The sequence below is a fragment of the Stutzerimonas xanthomarina DSM 18231 genome, assembly GCF_900129835.1.
Classification (GTDB): Bacteria; Pseudomonadota; Gammaproteobacteria; order Pseudomonadales; family Pseudomonadaceae; genus Stutzerimonas; species Stutzerimonas xanthomarina.
The window spans coordinates 351,656-366,145 of the sequence record NZ_FQXA01000002.1 but is presented as its reverse complement, the minus strand read 5'-3'; the positions used below and the strand labels follow the sequence as shown (position 1 = coordinate 366,145).

General features: G+C 60.3%; 15 protein-coding genes. 8 read left to right on the top strand and 7 right to left on the bottom strand.

Annotation, left to right across the window (positions count from 1 at the left end):
- Positions 1-20: 20 nt before the first annotated feature.
- The 3 genes from pqqA (BUE09_RS05995) to exaC all read right to left on the bottom strand — a co-directional run bounded on the left by pqqA (BUE09_RS05995) (position 21) and on the right by exaC (position 3,125).
- Positions 21-92: a pyrroloquinoline quinone precursor peptide PqqA gene (pqqA, locus tag BUE09_RS05995; protein ID WP_003253598.1), complete on the bottom strand. Its 72-nt coding sequence runs from the start codon at positions 90-92 to the stop codon at positions 21-23.
- A 157-nt stretch (positions 93-249) separates the two neighbouring features.
- Positions 250-1,365, bottom strand: coding sequence for an oxidoreductase (locus tag BUE09_RS05990; protein ID WP_073299787.1), 1,116 nt, complete (start codon positions 1,363-1,365; stop codon positions 250-252).
- 239 nt (positions 1,366-1,604) lie between these two features.
- The gene (gene exaC, locus BUE09_RS05985; protein WP_073299786.1) at positions 1,605-3,125 is read right to left on the bottom strand and encodes an acetaldehyde dehydrogenase ExaC; all 1,521 of its coding nucleotides are present in this window, start codon (positions 3,123-3,125) and stop codon (positions 1,605-1,607) included.
- Between the two features lie 412 nt (positions 3,126-3,537).
- Here exaC and pqqA (BUE09_RS20840) point away from each other — a divergent pair, with 412 nt between their 5' ends.
- From pqqA (BUE09_RS20840) to BUE09_RS05955, 6 genes are all read left to right on the top strand, one after another.
- Positions 3,538-3,612 (top strand): pyrroloquinoline quinone precursor peptide PqqA, encoded by a 75-nt coding sequence (pqqA, locus tag BUE09_RS20840; protein ID WP_003282509.1) that lies wholly within the window; start codon positions 3,538-3,540, stop codon positions 3,610-3,612.
- 57 nt (positions 3,613-3,669) lie between these two features.
- Positions 3,670-3,963, top strand: coding sequence for a pyrroloquinoline quinone biosynthesis peptide chaperone PqqD (pqqD, locus tag BUE09_RS05975; protein ID WP_073299785.1), 294 nt, complete (start codon positions 3,670-3,672; stop codon positions 3,961-3,963).
- Positions 3,932-5,077: a pyrroloquinoline quinone biosynthesis protein PqqE gene (gene pqqE, locus BUE09_RS05970; RefSeq protein ID WP_073299784.1), complete on the top strand. Its 1,146-nt coding sequence runs from the start codon at positions 3,932-3,934 to the stop codon at positions 5,075-5,077. The genes pqqD and pqqE overlap by 32 nt, the downstream gene beginning before the upstream one ends.
- Positions 5,078-5,162: 85 nt before the next feature.
- Entirely contained in the window at positions 5,163-5,666 is a 504-nt protein-coding gene (locus tag BUE09_RS05965; protein WP_073299783.1) for a urate hydroxylase PuuD, read from the top strand.
- Positions 5,647-6,744, top strand: coding sequence for a 3-phosphoserine/phosphohydroxythreonine transaminase (serC, locus tag BUE09_RS05960; RefSeq protein WP_073299782.1), 1,098 nt, complete (start codon positions 5,647-5,649; stop codon positions 6,742-6,744). Before BUE09_RS05965 ends, serC begins: the two co-directional genes overlap by 20 nt.
- A complete protein-coding gene (locus tag BUE09_RS05955; RefSeq protein ID WP_073299781.1) occupies positions 6,737-7,594 on the top strand; it encodes a beta/alpha barrel domain-containing protein in 858 nt (285 codons plus the stop codon). Before serC ends, BUE09_RS05955 begins: the two co-directional genes overlap by 8 nt.
- Before the next feature lie 411 nt (positions 7,595-8,005).
- Here BUE09_RS05955 and BUE09_RS05950 read toward each other — a convergent pair whose 3' ends face one another.
- Positions 8,006-9,784, bottom strand: a complete 1,779-nt coding sequence (locus tag BUE09_RS05950; RefSeq protein ID WP_073299780.1) for a PQQ-dependent methanol/ethanol family dehydrogenase — start codon at positions 9,782-9,784, stop codon at positions 8,006-8,008.
- Between the two features lie 284 nt (positions 9,785-10,068).
- Here BUE09_RS05950 and BUE09_RS05945 point away from each other — a divergent pair, with 284 nt between their 5' ends.
- Positions 10,069-11,304: an ABC transporter substrate-binding protein gene (locus tag BUE09_RS05945; protein WP_073299779.1), complete on the top strand. Its 1,236-nt coding sequence runs from the start codon at positions 10,069-10,071 to the stop codon at positions 11,302-11,304.
- 196 nt (positions 11,305-11,500) lie between these two features.
- Positions 11,501-12,721: an MFS transporter gene (locus tag BUE09_RS05940; protein WP_073299778.1), complete on the top strand. Its 1,221-nt coding sequence runs from the start codon at positions 11,501-11,503 to the stop codon at positions 12,719-12,721.
- A gap of 105 nt (positions 12,722-12,826) precedes the next feature.
- On the opposite strand, the gene BUE09_RS05935 is transcribed toward BUE09_RS05940, so the two are convergent.
- From BUE09_RS05935 to BUE09_RS20080, 3 genes are read right to left on the bottom strand one after another with little or no spacing between them, the layout of a single operon-like run.
- On the bottom strand, positions 12,827-13,726 hold the full coding sequence (locus BUE09_RS05935) for a substrate-binding periplasmic protein (RefSeq protein ID WP_073299777.1): 900 nt from the start codon (positions 13,724-13,726) through the stop codon (positions 12,827-12,829).
- Between the two features lie 5 nt (positions 13,727-13,731).
- Positions 13,732-14,169: a cytochrome c-550 PedF gene (gene pedF, locus BUE09_RS05930; RefSeq protein ID WP_045427171.1), complete on the bottom strand. Its 438-nt coding sequence runs from the start codon at positions 14,167-14,169 to the stop codon at positions 13,732-13,734.
- On the bottom strand, positions 14,162-14,482 hold the full coding sequence (locus BUE09_RS20080) for a hypothetical protein (RefSeq protein WP_143164627.1): 321 nt from the start codon (positions 14,480-14,482) through the stop codon (positions 14,162-14,164). Before BUE09_RS20080 ends, pedF begins: the two co-directional genes overlap by 8 nt.
- Positions 14,483-14,490: the final 8 nt, after the last annotated feature.

Genomic DNA, 14,490 nt, shown 5'->3' with positions numbered 1-14,490 from the left:
CCGGGGCCGGGGCAGATCAATCAGCGATTGGCGAAGTACATGGTGACTTCGAAACCAATGCGCAGGTCGGTAAAAGCAGGTTTAGTCCACATGGCTGATTCCTCTTTTTTGTGATGGCGGAATTATTCCGACAACCCATTAAGCACCCTGCTCCGTCAAAAGCGGAATGGTACTTTGGAAGGAGACAGCGCTCTGCATTGGTAGTGCCTCGACTGCCTCCGTTTTCATAACGCGCGATAACCTGATTGTTCAGCGGCGCACAGCGGAGCGACCGTGGGTGCCGCGCCAGGCCAGCTCGTTGGTGATGGTCGCCATCGGAGAAAACATATCGAAGTCGAACGCGGTCAGCGGGACCTGCTCCTGTACACGCAGCGGCCAGTCATGATTGGCCAGCGCCGCCTTGCCTATCGCCACGAAGTCCAGTACGCCGGCATCGAGCAGTTGTTGCGCCTGATCACCGGTGCCGATGGCGCCATTGCCGACGATCGGAATCTCGACGGCACCTTTGGCAATTGCCGCCAGACTCTCACTTTCCTCGAATGCCGGAGCACTGATGTCGGCTTCGGTGATGTGGATATAGTCGAGCCCGGCGGCGGCTAGCGTGGCGATACGATAGCGCGCCGCCTCAAGCCCTCCGTCCCATTTGAGCCGACTGTCGGTGACCATGCCTTGCGACAGCCGCATACCCACGACAAAGCCCGTCCCGACCGCTTCACGCACCGCGCGGATGATTTCCAGCGGCAGGGTCAGTCTCGCCTTGTAATCGCCGCCCCACCGATCGCTGCGCTGATTGAACTCGGCAGTCATGAATTCGTGCAACAGGTAGCCGTTTGCGCCATGCAATTCCACGCCATCGAAACCGGCGTCGCGTGCATGTTTCGCTGCCTGGACGAAGCCGGCAATCGCTTCCTGGATTTCTGCCTCGGTTATCTCCGCCGGCGTCGCGTAAGGGCCTTCGCCGCCGTAGAAGCTTAACTGCCGCCCGCCAGGCTGGACTGCTGATGGGGCGACGTGACGGGCGTGGTGGATGTTGCCCTGGGTCTGTGCGCCGCCGTGCATCAGCTGGGCGATGATGGCTGCACCCGCCTGATGGACCGCACTGACAATCGGCTTCCAGCTATCACGTTGTACCTCGGTGGCCAGGCCCGGCTGGTTCAGATAACCCTGGCTATAGGCGGTGTCCGTATAGGTGCCTTCGGTAATTAACATGCCGAAGCCGCCCTGGGCAAACGCTTGGTAGTAGTCGCGCATCAGTTCATTGGGTTGCCCTTCCGGCTCGGCGCTGACGCGGGTCATCGGAGCCAGCACGGCGCGGTTGCGCAGGCGCAGCTGATTCAGCTGGGCAGGTTCTAGCAATTGGGGCATCAGCAAATCCTCGTGAACGTGGGTCATGCTGAATCTGAGGTGCAACGGGCGTTGGAGTTCGCCCCTTACTCGCCGGGCTTGGCGAGGGCATAAAAAAACGCGGCCTTGGGGGCCGCGTTGCGTTGATGGACCACCTGCCGCACCCGGTCGGCCGAGGGTCCCCGCACTGATTGCGTGCGAGCAAGTCAGCCGGCGCGCTGGAGCGAACGCGCCGGGTCTTTCAAGTTGCAGTGTCGCGCTTAGAAGAAGCCCAGCGGGTTGATGTCGTAGCTGATCAGCAGGTTCTTGGTCTGCTGGTAGTGGTCGAGCATCATCTTGTGGGTTTCACGACCCACACCGGACTTCTTATAGCCACCGAACGCCGCGTGCGCCGGGTACAGGTGATAGCAGTTAGTCCAGACGCGACCGGCCTTGATACCGCGGCCCATACGGTAGGCGCGGTTGATGTCACGGGTCCAGACGCCAGCACCGAGACCGAATTCGGTGTCGTTGGCAATCGCCAGTGCTTCGGCCTCATCCTTGAAGGTCGCAACCCCGACCACCGGGCCAAAGATCTCTTCCTGGAACACGCGCATCTTGTTGTGGCCCTTGATCAGGGTCGGCTGCACGTAATAACCGGTCGCAAGGCCCCCTTCCAGCTTCTCGGCGGCGCCGCCTGTGAGGATCTCAGCACCTTCCTGCTGAGCAATTTCCATGTACGACAGGATCTTGTCGAATTGCTGTTCGGAGGCCTGCGCGCCGACCATGGTGTCGGTGTCCAGCGGGTCGCCACGCTTGATCGCCTCGATCTTCTTCATCACCACTTCCATGAAGGGTTCGAAGATCGACTCCTGAATCAGTGCGCGCGATGGGCAAGTACACACCTCGCCCTGGTTGAAGAAGGCCAGTACCAGACCTTCAGCGGCTTTTTCGATGAAGGCAGGTTCAGCATTCATGATGTCTTCGAAGAAGATGTTCGGGCTCTTGCCACCCAGCTCCACGGTGCTCGGAATGATGTTCTCGGCAGCGCAGCGCATGATGTGCGAACCAACCGGGGTGGAACCGGTAAAGGCGATCTTGGCGATACGGGTGCTGGTGGCCAGCGCCTGCCCCGCTTCGCGGCCAAAGCCTTGAACGATGTTCAGCACGCCCGGCGGCAGCAGGTCGCCGACCAGCTCGGCGAAGACCATGATCGACAGCGGCGTCTGCTCGGCCGGCTTGAGTACCACGCAGTTACCGGCGGCCAAGGCCGGAGCGAGCTTCCAGGCTGCCATCAGCAGCGGGAAATTCCAGGGAATGATCTGACCGACCACACCCAGCGGCTCGTGGAAGTGATAAGCCGCGGTGTGCTCATTGATTTCAGCGGCGCTGCCTTCCTGTGCCCGGATGCAGCCGGCGAAGTAGCGAAAATGATCGGCTGCCAGCGGAACGTCGGCGTTCAAGGTTTCACGGATGGCCTTGCCGTTGTCCCAGGTTTCGGCGATGGCCAGTTTTTCCAGGTTGGCTTCGATACGGTCTGCGATTTTAAGCAACACCAGTGCGCGGTCCTGCACCGAGGTTTTGCCCCAGGCGTCAGCCGCGGCATGTGCGGCGTCCAGCGCCTTTTCCACATCCTCGGCACCGGAGCGCGGGAACTCGGCGATGACTTCAGCGTTTACCGGCGAGGTGTTGACGAAATACTCGCCCTTGACCGGCGGCACGAATTCACCACCGATGAAGTTGCCATAACGTGGCTTGAAGGAAATGACGGAGCCTTCCGTACCGGGTTGGGCGTAGATCATGAGCGGCCTCTCTAGTTTTTCTGCTTGTCGAGCCTGACCGGACATGGACAGGACATGGAACGATCTTAGGCAACCCAGCCGCTTGGCCGGAATGCACCCAAGGAACAGAAGCGTTCCTCATTTGGTAGTAGAAACCGCAGCGCGTGCACAGCCGCCGCCGGCTTCCTGGTGCGTTAAAAAGTGAGCCATTTGCCCGAAAAAACTTGCCAGATTAGGCCTCCACAGACCCGGCGCAATTGACCATACGCAAAGGCGGCCAGCCGCCTGGTAACTATTTTTAGCGCGCCAGAAAAGCGCGACCAACTGCCCGTAAAACCGATCCCAAAGTCGTATTAGTCGACCGCTCAAAGAGCCTTAGCTTCGAGGCGCAACATTGGTTTTTTCAAAAAAACACCTGCTAAGGAGATATGCCATGCAGTGGATCGATCCGGACTTCTGCGACCTGCGTCTGGGCTTTGAAGTCACCGCGTACGTCTACGTGCGCTAAGCCCACGACCGGCGTGATTGCAACCGCCGTCACGTCGGTCGAGCGAGGATAAAAGACATGACAACAACAAACATTTCGTCCCTCAGCTGCTACGAGATTCGCTCGCCCTTTCTGTTTCGCTGGGAGGAATCGCAGCAGGCGCACGTCCTGCTCTATCCCGAGGGCATCGTCAAACTGAACGCCACCGGCGGAGAAATTTTGAAACGCTGCGACGGCAAGACCAACGTCGCTGAGCTGATCGATCAGCTGGCTCATAGCTACAACGCATCCGATATCGACGCGATCCGCAATGGCGTCCTGAATTTCCTGGAGGTATCCCATGGCAAAGGCTGGATCCGCGCTAAGGCTTGATGGCAACGGCAACCCCGTTTGGTTGCTATTGGAGCTGACCTACCAGTGCCCGTTGCAGTGCGTGTTCTGCAGCAACCCGCGCAACTTTGCCGAATACCGCCAGGATGAGTTGAGCACCGCCGAGTGGATCGACGTGATGGCCCAGGCCCGCGCCATGGGTGCGATGCAGATCGGCTTTTCCGGCGGCGAGCCGACGCTGCGCAAGGACCTCGAAACGTTGGTCGGTGAGGCCGACGGCATGGGCTACTACACCAACCTGATCACGTCTGGCATAGGGCTGACCGAAGCGCGGCTGCACGCTTTGAAAGACGCCGGGCTGCGCCACATCCAGCTCGGCTTTCAGTCCACCGACCGTGACGTGGCACGTCAGCTGGCTGGTGTCGATGCGTGGGAGCGCAAGATAAAGATGGCGCGGTTGATCAAGTCCATGGAGTTTCCCATGGTGCTCAACGTTCCTATTACTCGGCAGAACATCGCTCAGGTGCCAGACATTATCGAGTTTGCCGTCGAGCTGGGGGTCGAGTACCTCGAACTGGCGAACGTGCAGTACTACAACTGGGCGCTGCTCAATCGCGATGCACTGATGCCGACCCATGCAGAACTGCAGCGCGCCGAAGACCAAGTGCAGCAGGCGCGCACACGCTACGGTGATCAACTGACTATTTTCTTCGTCATTCCCGACTATTACGAAGGCCGGCCCAAGGCTTGTATGAACGGTTGGGGTGCTATTCACGTCACGGTTGCGCCAAACGGCAACGTGCTGCCCTGTTCGCAGGCGGCCAACTTCAAGGACATCGAATTTCCCAACGTTCGTCAGCAGCGCCTGGAACAGATCTGGCACGACTCGCCGGTATTCAACCTCTACCGCGGCGATGCCTGGATGCCCGAGCCCTGCCGCAGCTGTGACGAAAAGGAAAAGGACTTCGGCGGCTGTCGCTGCCAAGCGCTGCTGCTGACTGGCAACGGTGCAAACACTGACCCGGCGTGCAGCAAATCACCCCATCACCAGCTGATTCGCCAGGCCGTGGAGTTGGCGCAGGATGCGACCCGCCCGCAAGGCACGCTGATCGCCCGTCAGGCCAGCCAGGGGGTGGCATTTGAAACTACCCCATGACTCGTTTGGCGGCACCGTAAGCGCCGGGCTCGCGCTGACGCTTGGCTGCTACCTGCTGCTGCGCGTACTGATCTAGGAGGCGCCGATGCAAATGCCTGTGCTCGATGTGCTGGCTCGCTATGCGCATCTGTTGTTCGCGCTGGTCTGGGTCGGCCACAACTACGCCAACTTTATCCAGAACCCGCGTTTCGTGCCGTTGCAGAACGGCATCGATACCGCCACGCTCAATCGCGATCTTGAGACGCGGATGAAGCGTGAGCACGGCATCTTTCGCTACGCCTCCCTCGTGGTCTGGGTGTCTGGCATGTTGATGCTCTGGCAGCGCGGCTGGCTGGCCGATGCGCTGTTGTTGCAGGGGCCGCTGGCGGTGATCGGCCTCGGCGCCTGGATCGGCACGCTGATGCTGCTCAACCTCTGGTTGGTGCTCTGGCCGCATCAGAAGAAGCTGCTCGGCTTCGTACCCGCGACATTGGAGGAGCGGGTACGCTGCTCGCGGATCACCTTCCTCTCCTCACGCAGCAACACCATCCTCTCCTTTCCCCTTTTGTTTTTGATGGCAAGCGGTGGTCATGGCCTGCATATCTTCTGAGACTGAGCGCTACAGTTTTGCCGCCGGCCCGGCGATGCTGCCGAGCGCGGTACTGGCGCAGATCCGCGACGAACTGCCGGACTGGAATCGCAGTGGCTTCTCGATGCTTGAACAGCCGTTCACAACCTCCGCATTCAAGCAACTGATGGCGGAGACCGAACAGGATTTGCGCACGCTGCTGTCGATTCCACAAAACTACCGGGTGCTGTTTGTACAGGGCGGTGCCTCGGCGCAGTTCGGCCTGGTGCCGCTCAACCTGCTGCGGCCCGGACAGAGCGCCGACTATCTGGAAAGCGGCCACTGGGCGCGTAAGGCGATTGTCGAGGCCCGACGGCACGCACCAGTCAGTGTCATGGCCAGTGGCTCGACACAAAATTTTACCGCACTGCCAGCCGCTCAGGATTGGCAGTGCGACCCGAACGCTGGCTACTGCCATATCACCAGTAACGAAACCGGTAACGGCCTGCAACTACCGCACTTCCCGGAACTGTCGGTGCCGCTGGTTGCCGACATGACTTCGGACTTCCTTACCCGATCAGTCCCGGTCGAGCGCTTCGGCCTGATCTATGCCAGTGCGCAGAAAAATCTTGGCGTCGCCGGACTGTGTCTGCTGATCGTGCGCGATGACCTGCTGCAACCACCGCAACCTTCGCTGCCCTCGGCGTTGAGTTATGCGGTACAGGCCGAGCAACAGAGCCGCTTCAATACTCCGCCGACCTTCGCCCTGTACGTCGCCAACTTGATGCTGCGCTGGATCAAGTATCAGGGCGGCCTCGCCGCGATGGCTGCGGCCACCGAGCGAAAAAGCCGGCGTCTATACGCTTGCATTGACCACAGCGGCCTGTATCACTGCCGGCAGCCCGCCGTGGATCGCTCGAAGGTGAACGTCTGTTTCGAGCTCCGCGAACCGCGCCTGCTTTCGGCGTTCCTCAGCGAAGCCGAGCATGTCGGCCTGCACCATCTGGCCGGCCACGCTGCCGTAGGCGGCATTCGCGCCAGCTTGTACAACGCCATGCCGCTGGCAGGCGTGGATCGACTGGTGGAATTCATGACACGGTTCGAGCGCATCCATGGCTGAAAAATTCGATCTTCACGCCCTGCGCAAGCACCTGACACAGCGACTCGCACTGGGTCTCGTCGATATGGCATGCCACATGCCCACCCTTGCGATCAGCCGTCCGGTAACGGCGATGGGCCTGCGCTTCCCCTCCCCATTGGGTATCGCAGCCGGCTTCGACCACAGCGGACGGCTCGGTCGTCGGGTCGCCGCACTGGGTTTTGGTTTCAATGAAATCGGCAGCCTGACCTTCGATCAGGTTGCCAGCCTGGCGCCTGCGCACCACGGTGACGCGCGTCTTGGCATTAACCTGACCTTGGACGCATCGCAATCAACGGCCGAAGCGTGCTCCATGCTGAGTAACGGCTGGCCGCATGCCGACTACCTGGTGCTTAACCTGATCGGCCCGGCCAGCGCACCGCTATTACAACAGGACGCGCGCTTGCGTCAGTTGCTCACTGCGCTTCGTCAACAACAGCAGCACCTGAATCAGGCAGGCAATCGTCGGGTTCCGTTGGTTGCCAAGCTACGTTGCCTGCCAGCGCAAATTCCGTTCTCACTCGCAGGTCTGCTGCTGGAACTAGGCTTTGATGGCCTGCTCGTCGCTCATGATCCAGGACCGCCTGCAACGCGCCAGCGTTACCACGACTGGCAAGACCAGCGCCAACAGGCGCAAGCCTGCGAGCAGATCGAGCATTTGCACAGCTTCTGCGGTGGGGGACTTACGCTGATGTCGGTTGGAGGAATTCAGAGCGCCGCCGATCTTCAGGGGCGCCTGAACGCGGGTGCGCAGCTGGTACAGGTCCATGCGGCATTGCTGCATCAAGGTCCATGGTTGGCTCGTCGCTTGCTGCGAGCCCCTTGGAAATGACGAGTCATCAATGATCGCAAGCAGGCCTGACGGCGCTCAGTACGCTGTAATGCGGGATCTCCCTGGCGCGACGGAACGCGGTTGCGGTTAAGTCGGCGCCACCGTTTGGGGCGGCTGTCAGGAAAACCCGGAGCGAGCTTCACCCGAACGTGCCGTTCTCTTCTTCAGCTAGCGGGCAAGCACCCGAAGCAAGGCTTGTTGAGTGCTCTGACTCCAAGCGAGTCCGTCATTACACAGGTGCACCGCCTGATCGACATCCCTGTGAAACGCCGAGATTTGGCTAAGGCATCCTCGTCTAACAATGTCGAAGCGTACCCACGAACTGACTCACCGGCAGCATCCGTGCGAATTACTCGACCCCCATAAACGCAAAAGGCCGGCTATAAGCCGGCCCTTCGCTTGGAGCCTAGATCAACGCTTGGCTACGACTTGCTCCTTCGGCAGTTTGAAGGTCCAGACCATGCCGCCCTGGTTGAAGTCTTTGACGCGCTTGGCGACTTCGCCGCCCCAGAGCGGTACAGCGCCGCCCCAGCCGGAGAGGACCGAAACGTACTGTTCGCCATCCATTTCCCAGGTAACCGGAGAACCGATCACGCCGGAGCCAGTGTTGAACTCGTAGACCTTCTCTCCCGTCTTGGCATTGAACGCCATCAGGAACCCTTCCGGGTTGCCGGTGAACACTAGATTGCCCTTGGTGGCCAGCACACCACCCCATAGCGGCGCGTAGTTCTCGTAACGCCAGACTTCCTTGCCGGTTTTCGGATCAATGGCGCGCAGCACGCCAATGTACTCCTCGTTCAGCGGATGGATGGTGAAGCCGGCACCCAGATAGGCTGCACCCTTCTTGTAAGCGACGCCTTCGTTCCAGATGTCCATCGCCCACTCGTTGGACGGAACGTAGAACAGTCCGGTGTCCTGGCTGTAGGCCATTGGCATCCAGTTCTTGCCGCCGAGGAATGATGGCGCCACGGTGACAGTCTTGCCCTTGTCGGCCTCTCCTGGTGCGCCAGGACGGTGGGCGTCGTCGTAGATCGGTCGGCCATCCTTGTCCAGCCCCTTGGCCCAGGTGATCTTGTCCACGAACGGGAAGCCGCGAATGAACTTGCCGTTGGTGCGATCTAGCACATAGAAGAAGCCGTTACGGTCCGCTGTACCCGCTGCCTTCACGGTCTTGCCGTTTTCCTTGTAATCGAAGGAGATCAGTTCGTTCACACCGTCATAGTCCCAGCCGTCATGGGGCGTGGACTGGAAATGCCATTTGATCGAGCCGTCGTCCGGATCGAGCGCCAGGCGCGAGGAGGAATACAGGTTGTCACCGGGGCGAAGGTGCGAGTTCCACGGTGAGGGGTTGCCGGTACCGAACAGCAGCGAATCGGTGTCCGGATCGTAGTAGCCACCCAGCCAAGGCGCGGCACCGCCGGTCTTCCAAAGATCGCCCGGCCAGGTTTTACCGGCTTCGCCGCCAGAGATGCCGTTTTCGACCTTTTTGCCATCCTTCATCACGTAGCCCATGTGACCTTCGACGGTCGGACGGGTCCACAGCAGCTCGCCATTCTTTGGGTTGAACGCCTGGATCATGCCAACTACGCCGAACTCACCGCCGGCCAGGCCAGTGATCAACTTGCCTTTTACCACCATCGGCGCGGCAGAAATCGAGTAGCCAGCCTTGTAGTCAGCGACGGTCTTTTTCCAGACGACCTTGCCGGTGTCCTTGTTCAGCGCGACCAACTTGGCATCCAGCGTGCCGAAGATAACCAGGTCGTCATACAGCGCCACGCCACGGTTGATCACGTCACAGCAAGGCATGATGCCATCCGGCAGGCGGGCGTCGTACTGCCACAGTTCCTTGCCGGTACGGGCGTCGACCGCAAATACGCGCGAGTAGGAGCCGGTGAGGTACATCACACCATCTTTGATCAGCGGCTGCGCTTCCTGGCCGCGTTGCTTTTCGCCCCCTAAGGAAAAGCCCCAGACCGGGCGCAGCTGAGTGACGTTCTCGGTGTTCAGGGCATCCAGGGTGCTGTAGCGCTGGCCTTGCAGCCCCAGGCCGTTGGTAACGATCTGATCGGTGGACTTGGCGTCATCGAGAATTTCCTGATCGGTGACTGCCCATGCCGACACGCTGGACACTGCCATGGCGGCGCAAAGCGCTGTCAGGGCGAAGGGCTTGCGAAGACCGGTGTGCTTCATTGCGGCTACCTCTGCGGGTTCATTGTTATCGTCGCCGGGAAGTTTTCCCGGTCTAGTAGCGATTCTTGGATCTTGCCGCTCCTGCAACAATTACACGCAGTACCGATTTTCCTCCTCCCTTGGTAGCAATACTCCGCGCAAACCCCGTCATCCTTGCATCCTGACGGACAAACCGGGCTACCACACCGGCACCGAAGTTGAAGCCGGTGTGCCCGAAAAGACAATTCCTCGCGCCGAGTTCGAGGCTTACAACGGATGCCCCTCCGCTCACAAGGACACGAGCCATGCGCCGCCTCATGATCTGCAACTTCCTGTTGGCATTGGCTGCCACCGCCAACGCCGCCCAGCCAATTCGCCTGGGCCTGAATTACCCAAGCACCGGTAACTATAAGAGCGAAGGCCTTGAGCTGCGCCGCGGCGCCCTCCTCGCCATCGAAACCATCAACCGACAGGGCGGCGTGCTGGGCCGGCCGCTCGAGCTGATCAGCCGCAACTCGGCCGCCCGCGAACAGAAGGCGCGGGCCAACATCGATAAATTTGCGGCCCAAGGCGTCGCGATGGCCTTTGGCGGAGCTACTAGCGAGGAAGCCGTGGCTGCCGGCCAGCGCGCCCGCGAGCTGGGCATGCTGTTCTTCCCCACGCTGGGGTATGCGAACGCAATCACCGGACACGATGGCCAGCGTTATCTGTTCCGCGAAACCAACAACGCCTGGATGAGTGCTCGGGTGCTTGGCGAGTACCTCAGCTGGCATCTGCCGAATCGCCGCTATCACTACCTCAGCCTCGACGACACCTGGGGCCGCAGCATGGAACAGGCACTGCGCGAAGCCACTCGCAGCCGTGACCGAGCGCGCCACGGCTTCTCGCGGATCAGTGCCAGAGGTGCACATCATGAGGAGTATCTCGCCGCGCTGAAAAAGGCCGCAGCCAGCGACGCAGATGTCTTAGTCGTCATCCTGCTCGGCCAGGATCTGGTGCAGACCATGCGTCTGGCGCATGACCTCAAGCTCGACCAGCGGATGCAGATCATCGTGCCCAATCTGACCGGCAGCATTGTCGAGCAGGCAGGCCCGCAGGTAATGGAGCACGTCATTGGCACGGCAGCCTGGACCTGGCGCGTCCCGGCCCTGGTCAAAAGCGAACAGGGCCAGGCCTTCGTCGATGCCTTTATCGCACAGCATCAGCGCTACCCGGACAGTACCGCCGCGTCCGCCTACGCCATCGTTCAGCAATGGGCTGCGGCCGGACAGCGTGCAGGCAGTCTGAACAGTGAGAAAGTCATCAAGGCGCTTGAAGACCACCGCTATAGCCTGCTCAAGGACGAACAATATTGGCGCAGCTTCGACCATCAGAACGTGCAGAGCATCTATGCGGTGCGGATCCGGCCGCGGAATGAAATCATGCAGGACAGGTTCAAACAGGATTATTTCAACATCATCCATCGCATGGACGGCGAAGCGGCAGCTCCGAGCTTCGATGATTGGCAGGAGGAGCGCGGTGACGAGCTGACCTTGCGCTAGCGATAGCGCCGTGCCGTCTGCCGCCGAGAGGGCTGCGGGTCGGCGCGCCTGGCCCAATGGGTTGTTAATCACGGAACGAATGACTGCGCGGAGATCACGCCGAGCCGATACAGTAGGCGCCTAATGATCAAGGCGTCATCCCGCCACGCTAGGCAATACGGATGACGCCATTCTTTTGTCAAGCTGGGTTCTTTCAATGAAACAAACATGGTCCCCGTTTACCTGGGTGTGCTTCGCCATGTGCGTCGGCGTCATGGGCACAGCGCTCATCTCTCCGCTGTACCCGTTGTATCAGCAGGCGTGGCAGCTCCGTACCAGCGATATTTCGCTGATTTACATCATCTATATGGCGGGTGCGCTGTTCGGGCTGTTGTTCATGGGCCGCCTGTCCGACACCCTGGGCTTTCGCAAGGTCATGCTTACCGGCCTGCTGCTTGGCTGGGCCGGGACCCTGGTGACGATGCTCGCGTGGAACCTGCCTAGCCTCAACATCGGCCGTTTTGCAGTCGGCCTTTCTTCCAGCCTGATGGTGACCAGCGCATCGGTGGGTCTGGTGCAGATTTCCCGTGACGGCGCATCGCAGCGAATATCGATGATCACCAGCTTCCTGCTCGCCTTTGGCTTCGGCCTCGGCCCGCTTACCGGCGGCGTCACGGGCCAATGGTTTGCGCAGCCGCTGATAACGACCTATATCCCGACGCTGATCCTGGGCGTGCTGGCCGTCTACGCCTTGCTGCGGGTGCAGCTCAAGCCGCACCCGGAGTTCAGCGCAGCAGCACCTTTAGGTTTACGTACATTTATTCCGCGGTTGGCCTGGGCTGCGCGCCAGGACTCGCTGGCGTTTCTGCTGACCTGCGCCTGCCCTTTTTTTGCCTTTGGCGTGTTCGGCATCTACGCGTCGATGGCGCCGCTGTTCTTGGAGAAAATGCTGCCCTGGCATGGCCCGATAGTGAGCGGCACGTCCATCGGTGTCATTCTGCTGGCTTCCGCCATGATGCAACTGGCCTGCGCGAGGATGAGTCTGCGCTGGTGCGGGCTGCTCGGCCTGTTGTCGGTGGTATTGAGCAACGCGATGCTCGTGCTCAACTTCACGGCCGGCTCGTCGCTGGTATTCATCATCGGTGTCTGCGCTGCTGCGGCGGGCCATGGCATGTGCCTGTTGGCCGGTATCAGCATGGTCAACCGTATCGCCAGCCCCGCCGAACGTTCGGGGCTAATTTCAACCTACCTGGTGTGCGGCTACGTTGGCAGCATCGTGCCGTTGCTCGGCGTCGGCTGGGTCGCTGACCACTACGGACTGCCCGTTGCGATCAGTTTGCTGGGCTGGGTTGTGGTTGCACTCGCTACGCCGCTGGCCGTGTGGTTTTTCCGGCATCCACGGATGCAGGCCTGCGGTCATGCAGGGCCAGCGGACTAGACTGGCGATCGGACGGACGGACGGACGAATCAGGACATGCGAACTCTGCCCGGCGCCAACAAACAGAATTCGCAGGCATCGGCTGGCTGCGGGATAGAACGGTGATCAGTTCTCGCCAAGCTGCACCTGGTACAGCTCGGGCAATTCATAGCGCAGCCCGTAATCGGCATAGATAGCCTCAACCGCACCGTCCTTCATCAAGCCTTCCAGCTCACCCTCAAGCGCATAGGCCAGTTGCCGATTGGATTCGTGCACGGCCATACCCAGCTCCCATACCTGCTTGCCCATGTTCGGATAGGCGTTTTCTGCAGGTTTAAGATGACTGTCCTTGGCTTGCCCCAGCATCCAGTCGATCTCGCCGCGCATGGCCATGGTCGCGTCAACTTCCCCAGCCTGCATCGCTGCGAAAGCGGCCTGAGCCGTTGGGTAGTGATGCAGCATCTTGGCAATGCTGCCGTTGAATACCGATGACAAATAGAACGAGGGGACGCTTTCCACTTCCACCCCGACCGGGTGGTAACGGAACACGGCGACACTGGAGAGATCTTCAAGCCGGCGATCGTCATAGGCAGACTGCCAGCGCTCACGCTGGTACGGGCCAAACATGACCACCAGCTCGTTGATCAGCTCGCCCAGCTCGTTCTGCTTGTAGGAAAACTCGCGGTCGTAAGGCACGCGCATCATCACATCGGCCAGTACGTTCGGTCGCAGGTAATGCCCTTTCCAGATGAAGTTGCGCAGGTCGTCATCCAGTGTCTCGTCTGGCCTTACCCACAATACCTCGACCTTCAGCCCGAGTTTGGACGCCAGTTTTTGCGCGAGCTCGAAATCGACCCCGCGCGGCTTGCCATCGGCCATGAAGCTGTAGGGCGGGAAGTTTTCGTACATCGCCACCTTGAGCACGCCCGAATCGATGATGTCATCGAACGCGCGCACCTTGACCACCTCCGCCTGTACCAGCGCGCAAACCATCCACAAGCAGAGCCCCGCAAGCAACTGGCGCATCGTAGTCACCGCTTGGCAGCTTCGCTTTCGATGTAGGTACGGATGGCCCATAGCGCTTCCTGGCTGAGATAATCGGCCATGCGCGGCATGTAGACGGCGCCATCGCGAACAGCACCGTTGATTACGCGCTCCTTGTACCATTCGTCGCCGTCATAGCTGGCTTCCAGTTCACGCAGATCCGGTGCGATGCCGCCAGAAATTGCCTCAAGGCCATGGCAGCGGGCGCAGTTCTGGTTGTAGGCCGATGAGCCAATTTCAACTGCCCTGTCATGGTCTTCACTGGGCGCCCGGTATGGGTTTTCATCGACCCACTCTTCACCCAGCGGGGACAACCCCTTGGTTTCCACCTTCTGCGGCGTGACGTCACCGTGGGCGAAGGCAAAGCCGGCGAAGCCGAGCAGACCAGCAGCAAAGAGCGCGCGCAGTTCAGTTTTGTTATTCATGACTACCACCGTTGAGTTCGAATACCTGAGCAAGGCAGCCCCAGTTGGAGCGCATGGTGGTCATCTTGGGCATTGCGCCCGGATGGCAGAATCCTGCTTTGGTTGTCGGATTCTCCTCCCTTGGTAGTAGGGACTCGTGCGACACCGGCACAGCACCCAGGTAGCAGGTCGAAAACACAGGCGGATTGGGAAGTTTTCCCTGAATCAGCGGGAGCTTTTCCGTATCAGCTGTCGCTGCGTCGTCCCAATAATCGAATCGCCGGACCAGCCTCTCGCTGCGCAGCGAGCGGTTGGCCCCGTCCGAATCGACCAAGGGAAACC

What these genes read in the sequence shown, in the direction of transcription:
- serC (WP_073299782.1), top strand. Translation starts at nt 5,647, where the DNA reads ATGGCCTGCATATCTTCTGAGACTGAGCGCTACAGTTTTGCCGCCGGC.
- BUE09_RS05935 (WP_073299777.1), bottom strand. Translation starts at nt 13,726, where the DNA reads ATGCGCCAGTTGCTTGCGGGGCTCTGCTTGTGGATGGTTTGCGCGCTG.
- pedF (WP_045427171.1), bottom strand. Translation starts at nt 14,169, where the DNA reads ATGAATAACAAAACTGAACTGCGCGCGCTCTTTGCTGCTGGTCTGCTC.
- pqqE (WP_073299784.1), top strand. Translation starts at nt 3,932, where the DNA reads ATGGCAAAGGCTGGATCCGCGCTAAGGCTTGATGGCAACGGCAACCCC.
- BUE09_RS05955 (WP_073299781.1), top strand. Translation starts at nt 6,737, where the DNA reads ATGGCTGAAAAATTCGATCTTCACGCCCTGCGCAAGCACCTGACACAG.
- BUE09_RS05965 (WP_073299783.1), top strand. Translation starts at nt 5,163, where the DNA reads ATGCAAATGCCTGTGCTCGATGTGCTGGCTCGCTATGCGCATCTGTTG.
- BUE09_RS05945 (WP_073299779.1), top strand. Translation starts at nt 10,069, where the DNA reads ATGCGCCGCCTCATGATCTGCAACTTCCTGTTGGCATTGGCTGCCACC.
- exaC (WP_073299786.1), bottom strand. Translation starts at nt 3,125, where the DNA reads ATGATCTACGCCCAACCCGGTACGGAAGGCTCCGTCATTTCCTTCAAG.
- BUE09_RS05940 (WP_073299778.1), top strand. Translation starts at nt 11,501, where the DNA reads ATGAAACAAACATGGTCCCCGTTTACCTGGGTGTGCTTCGCCATGTGC.
- BUE09_RS05950 (WP_073299780.1), bottom strand. Translation starts at nt 9,784, where the DNA reads ATGAAGCACACCGGTCTTCGCAAGCCCTTCGCCCTGACAGCGCTTTGC.
- pqqD (WP_073299785.1), top strand. Translation starts at nt 3,670, where the DNA reads ATGACAACAACAAACATTTCGTCCCTCAGCTGCTACGAGATTCGCTCG.
- BUE09_RS05990 (WP_073299787.1), bottom strand. Translation starts at nt 1,365, where the DNA reads ATGCCCCAATTGCTAGAACCTGCCCAGCTGAATCAGCTGCGCCTGCGC.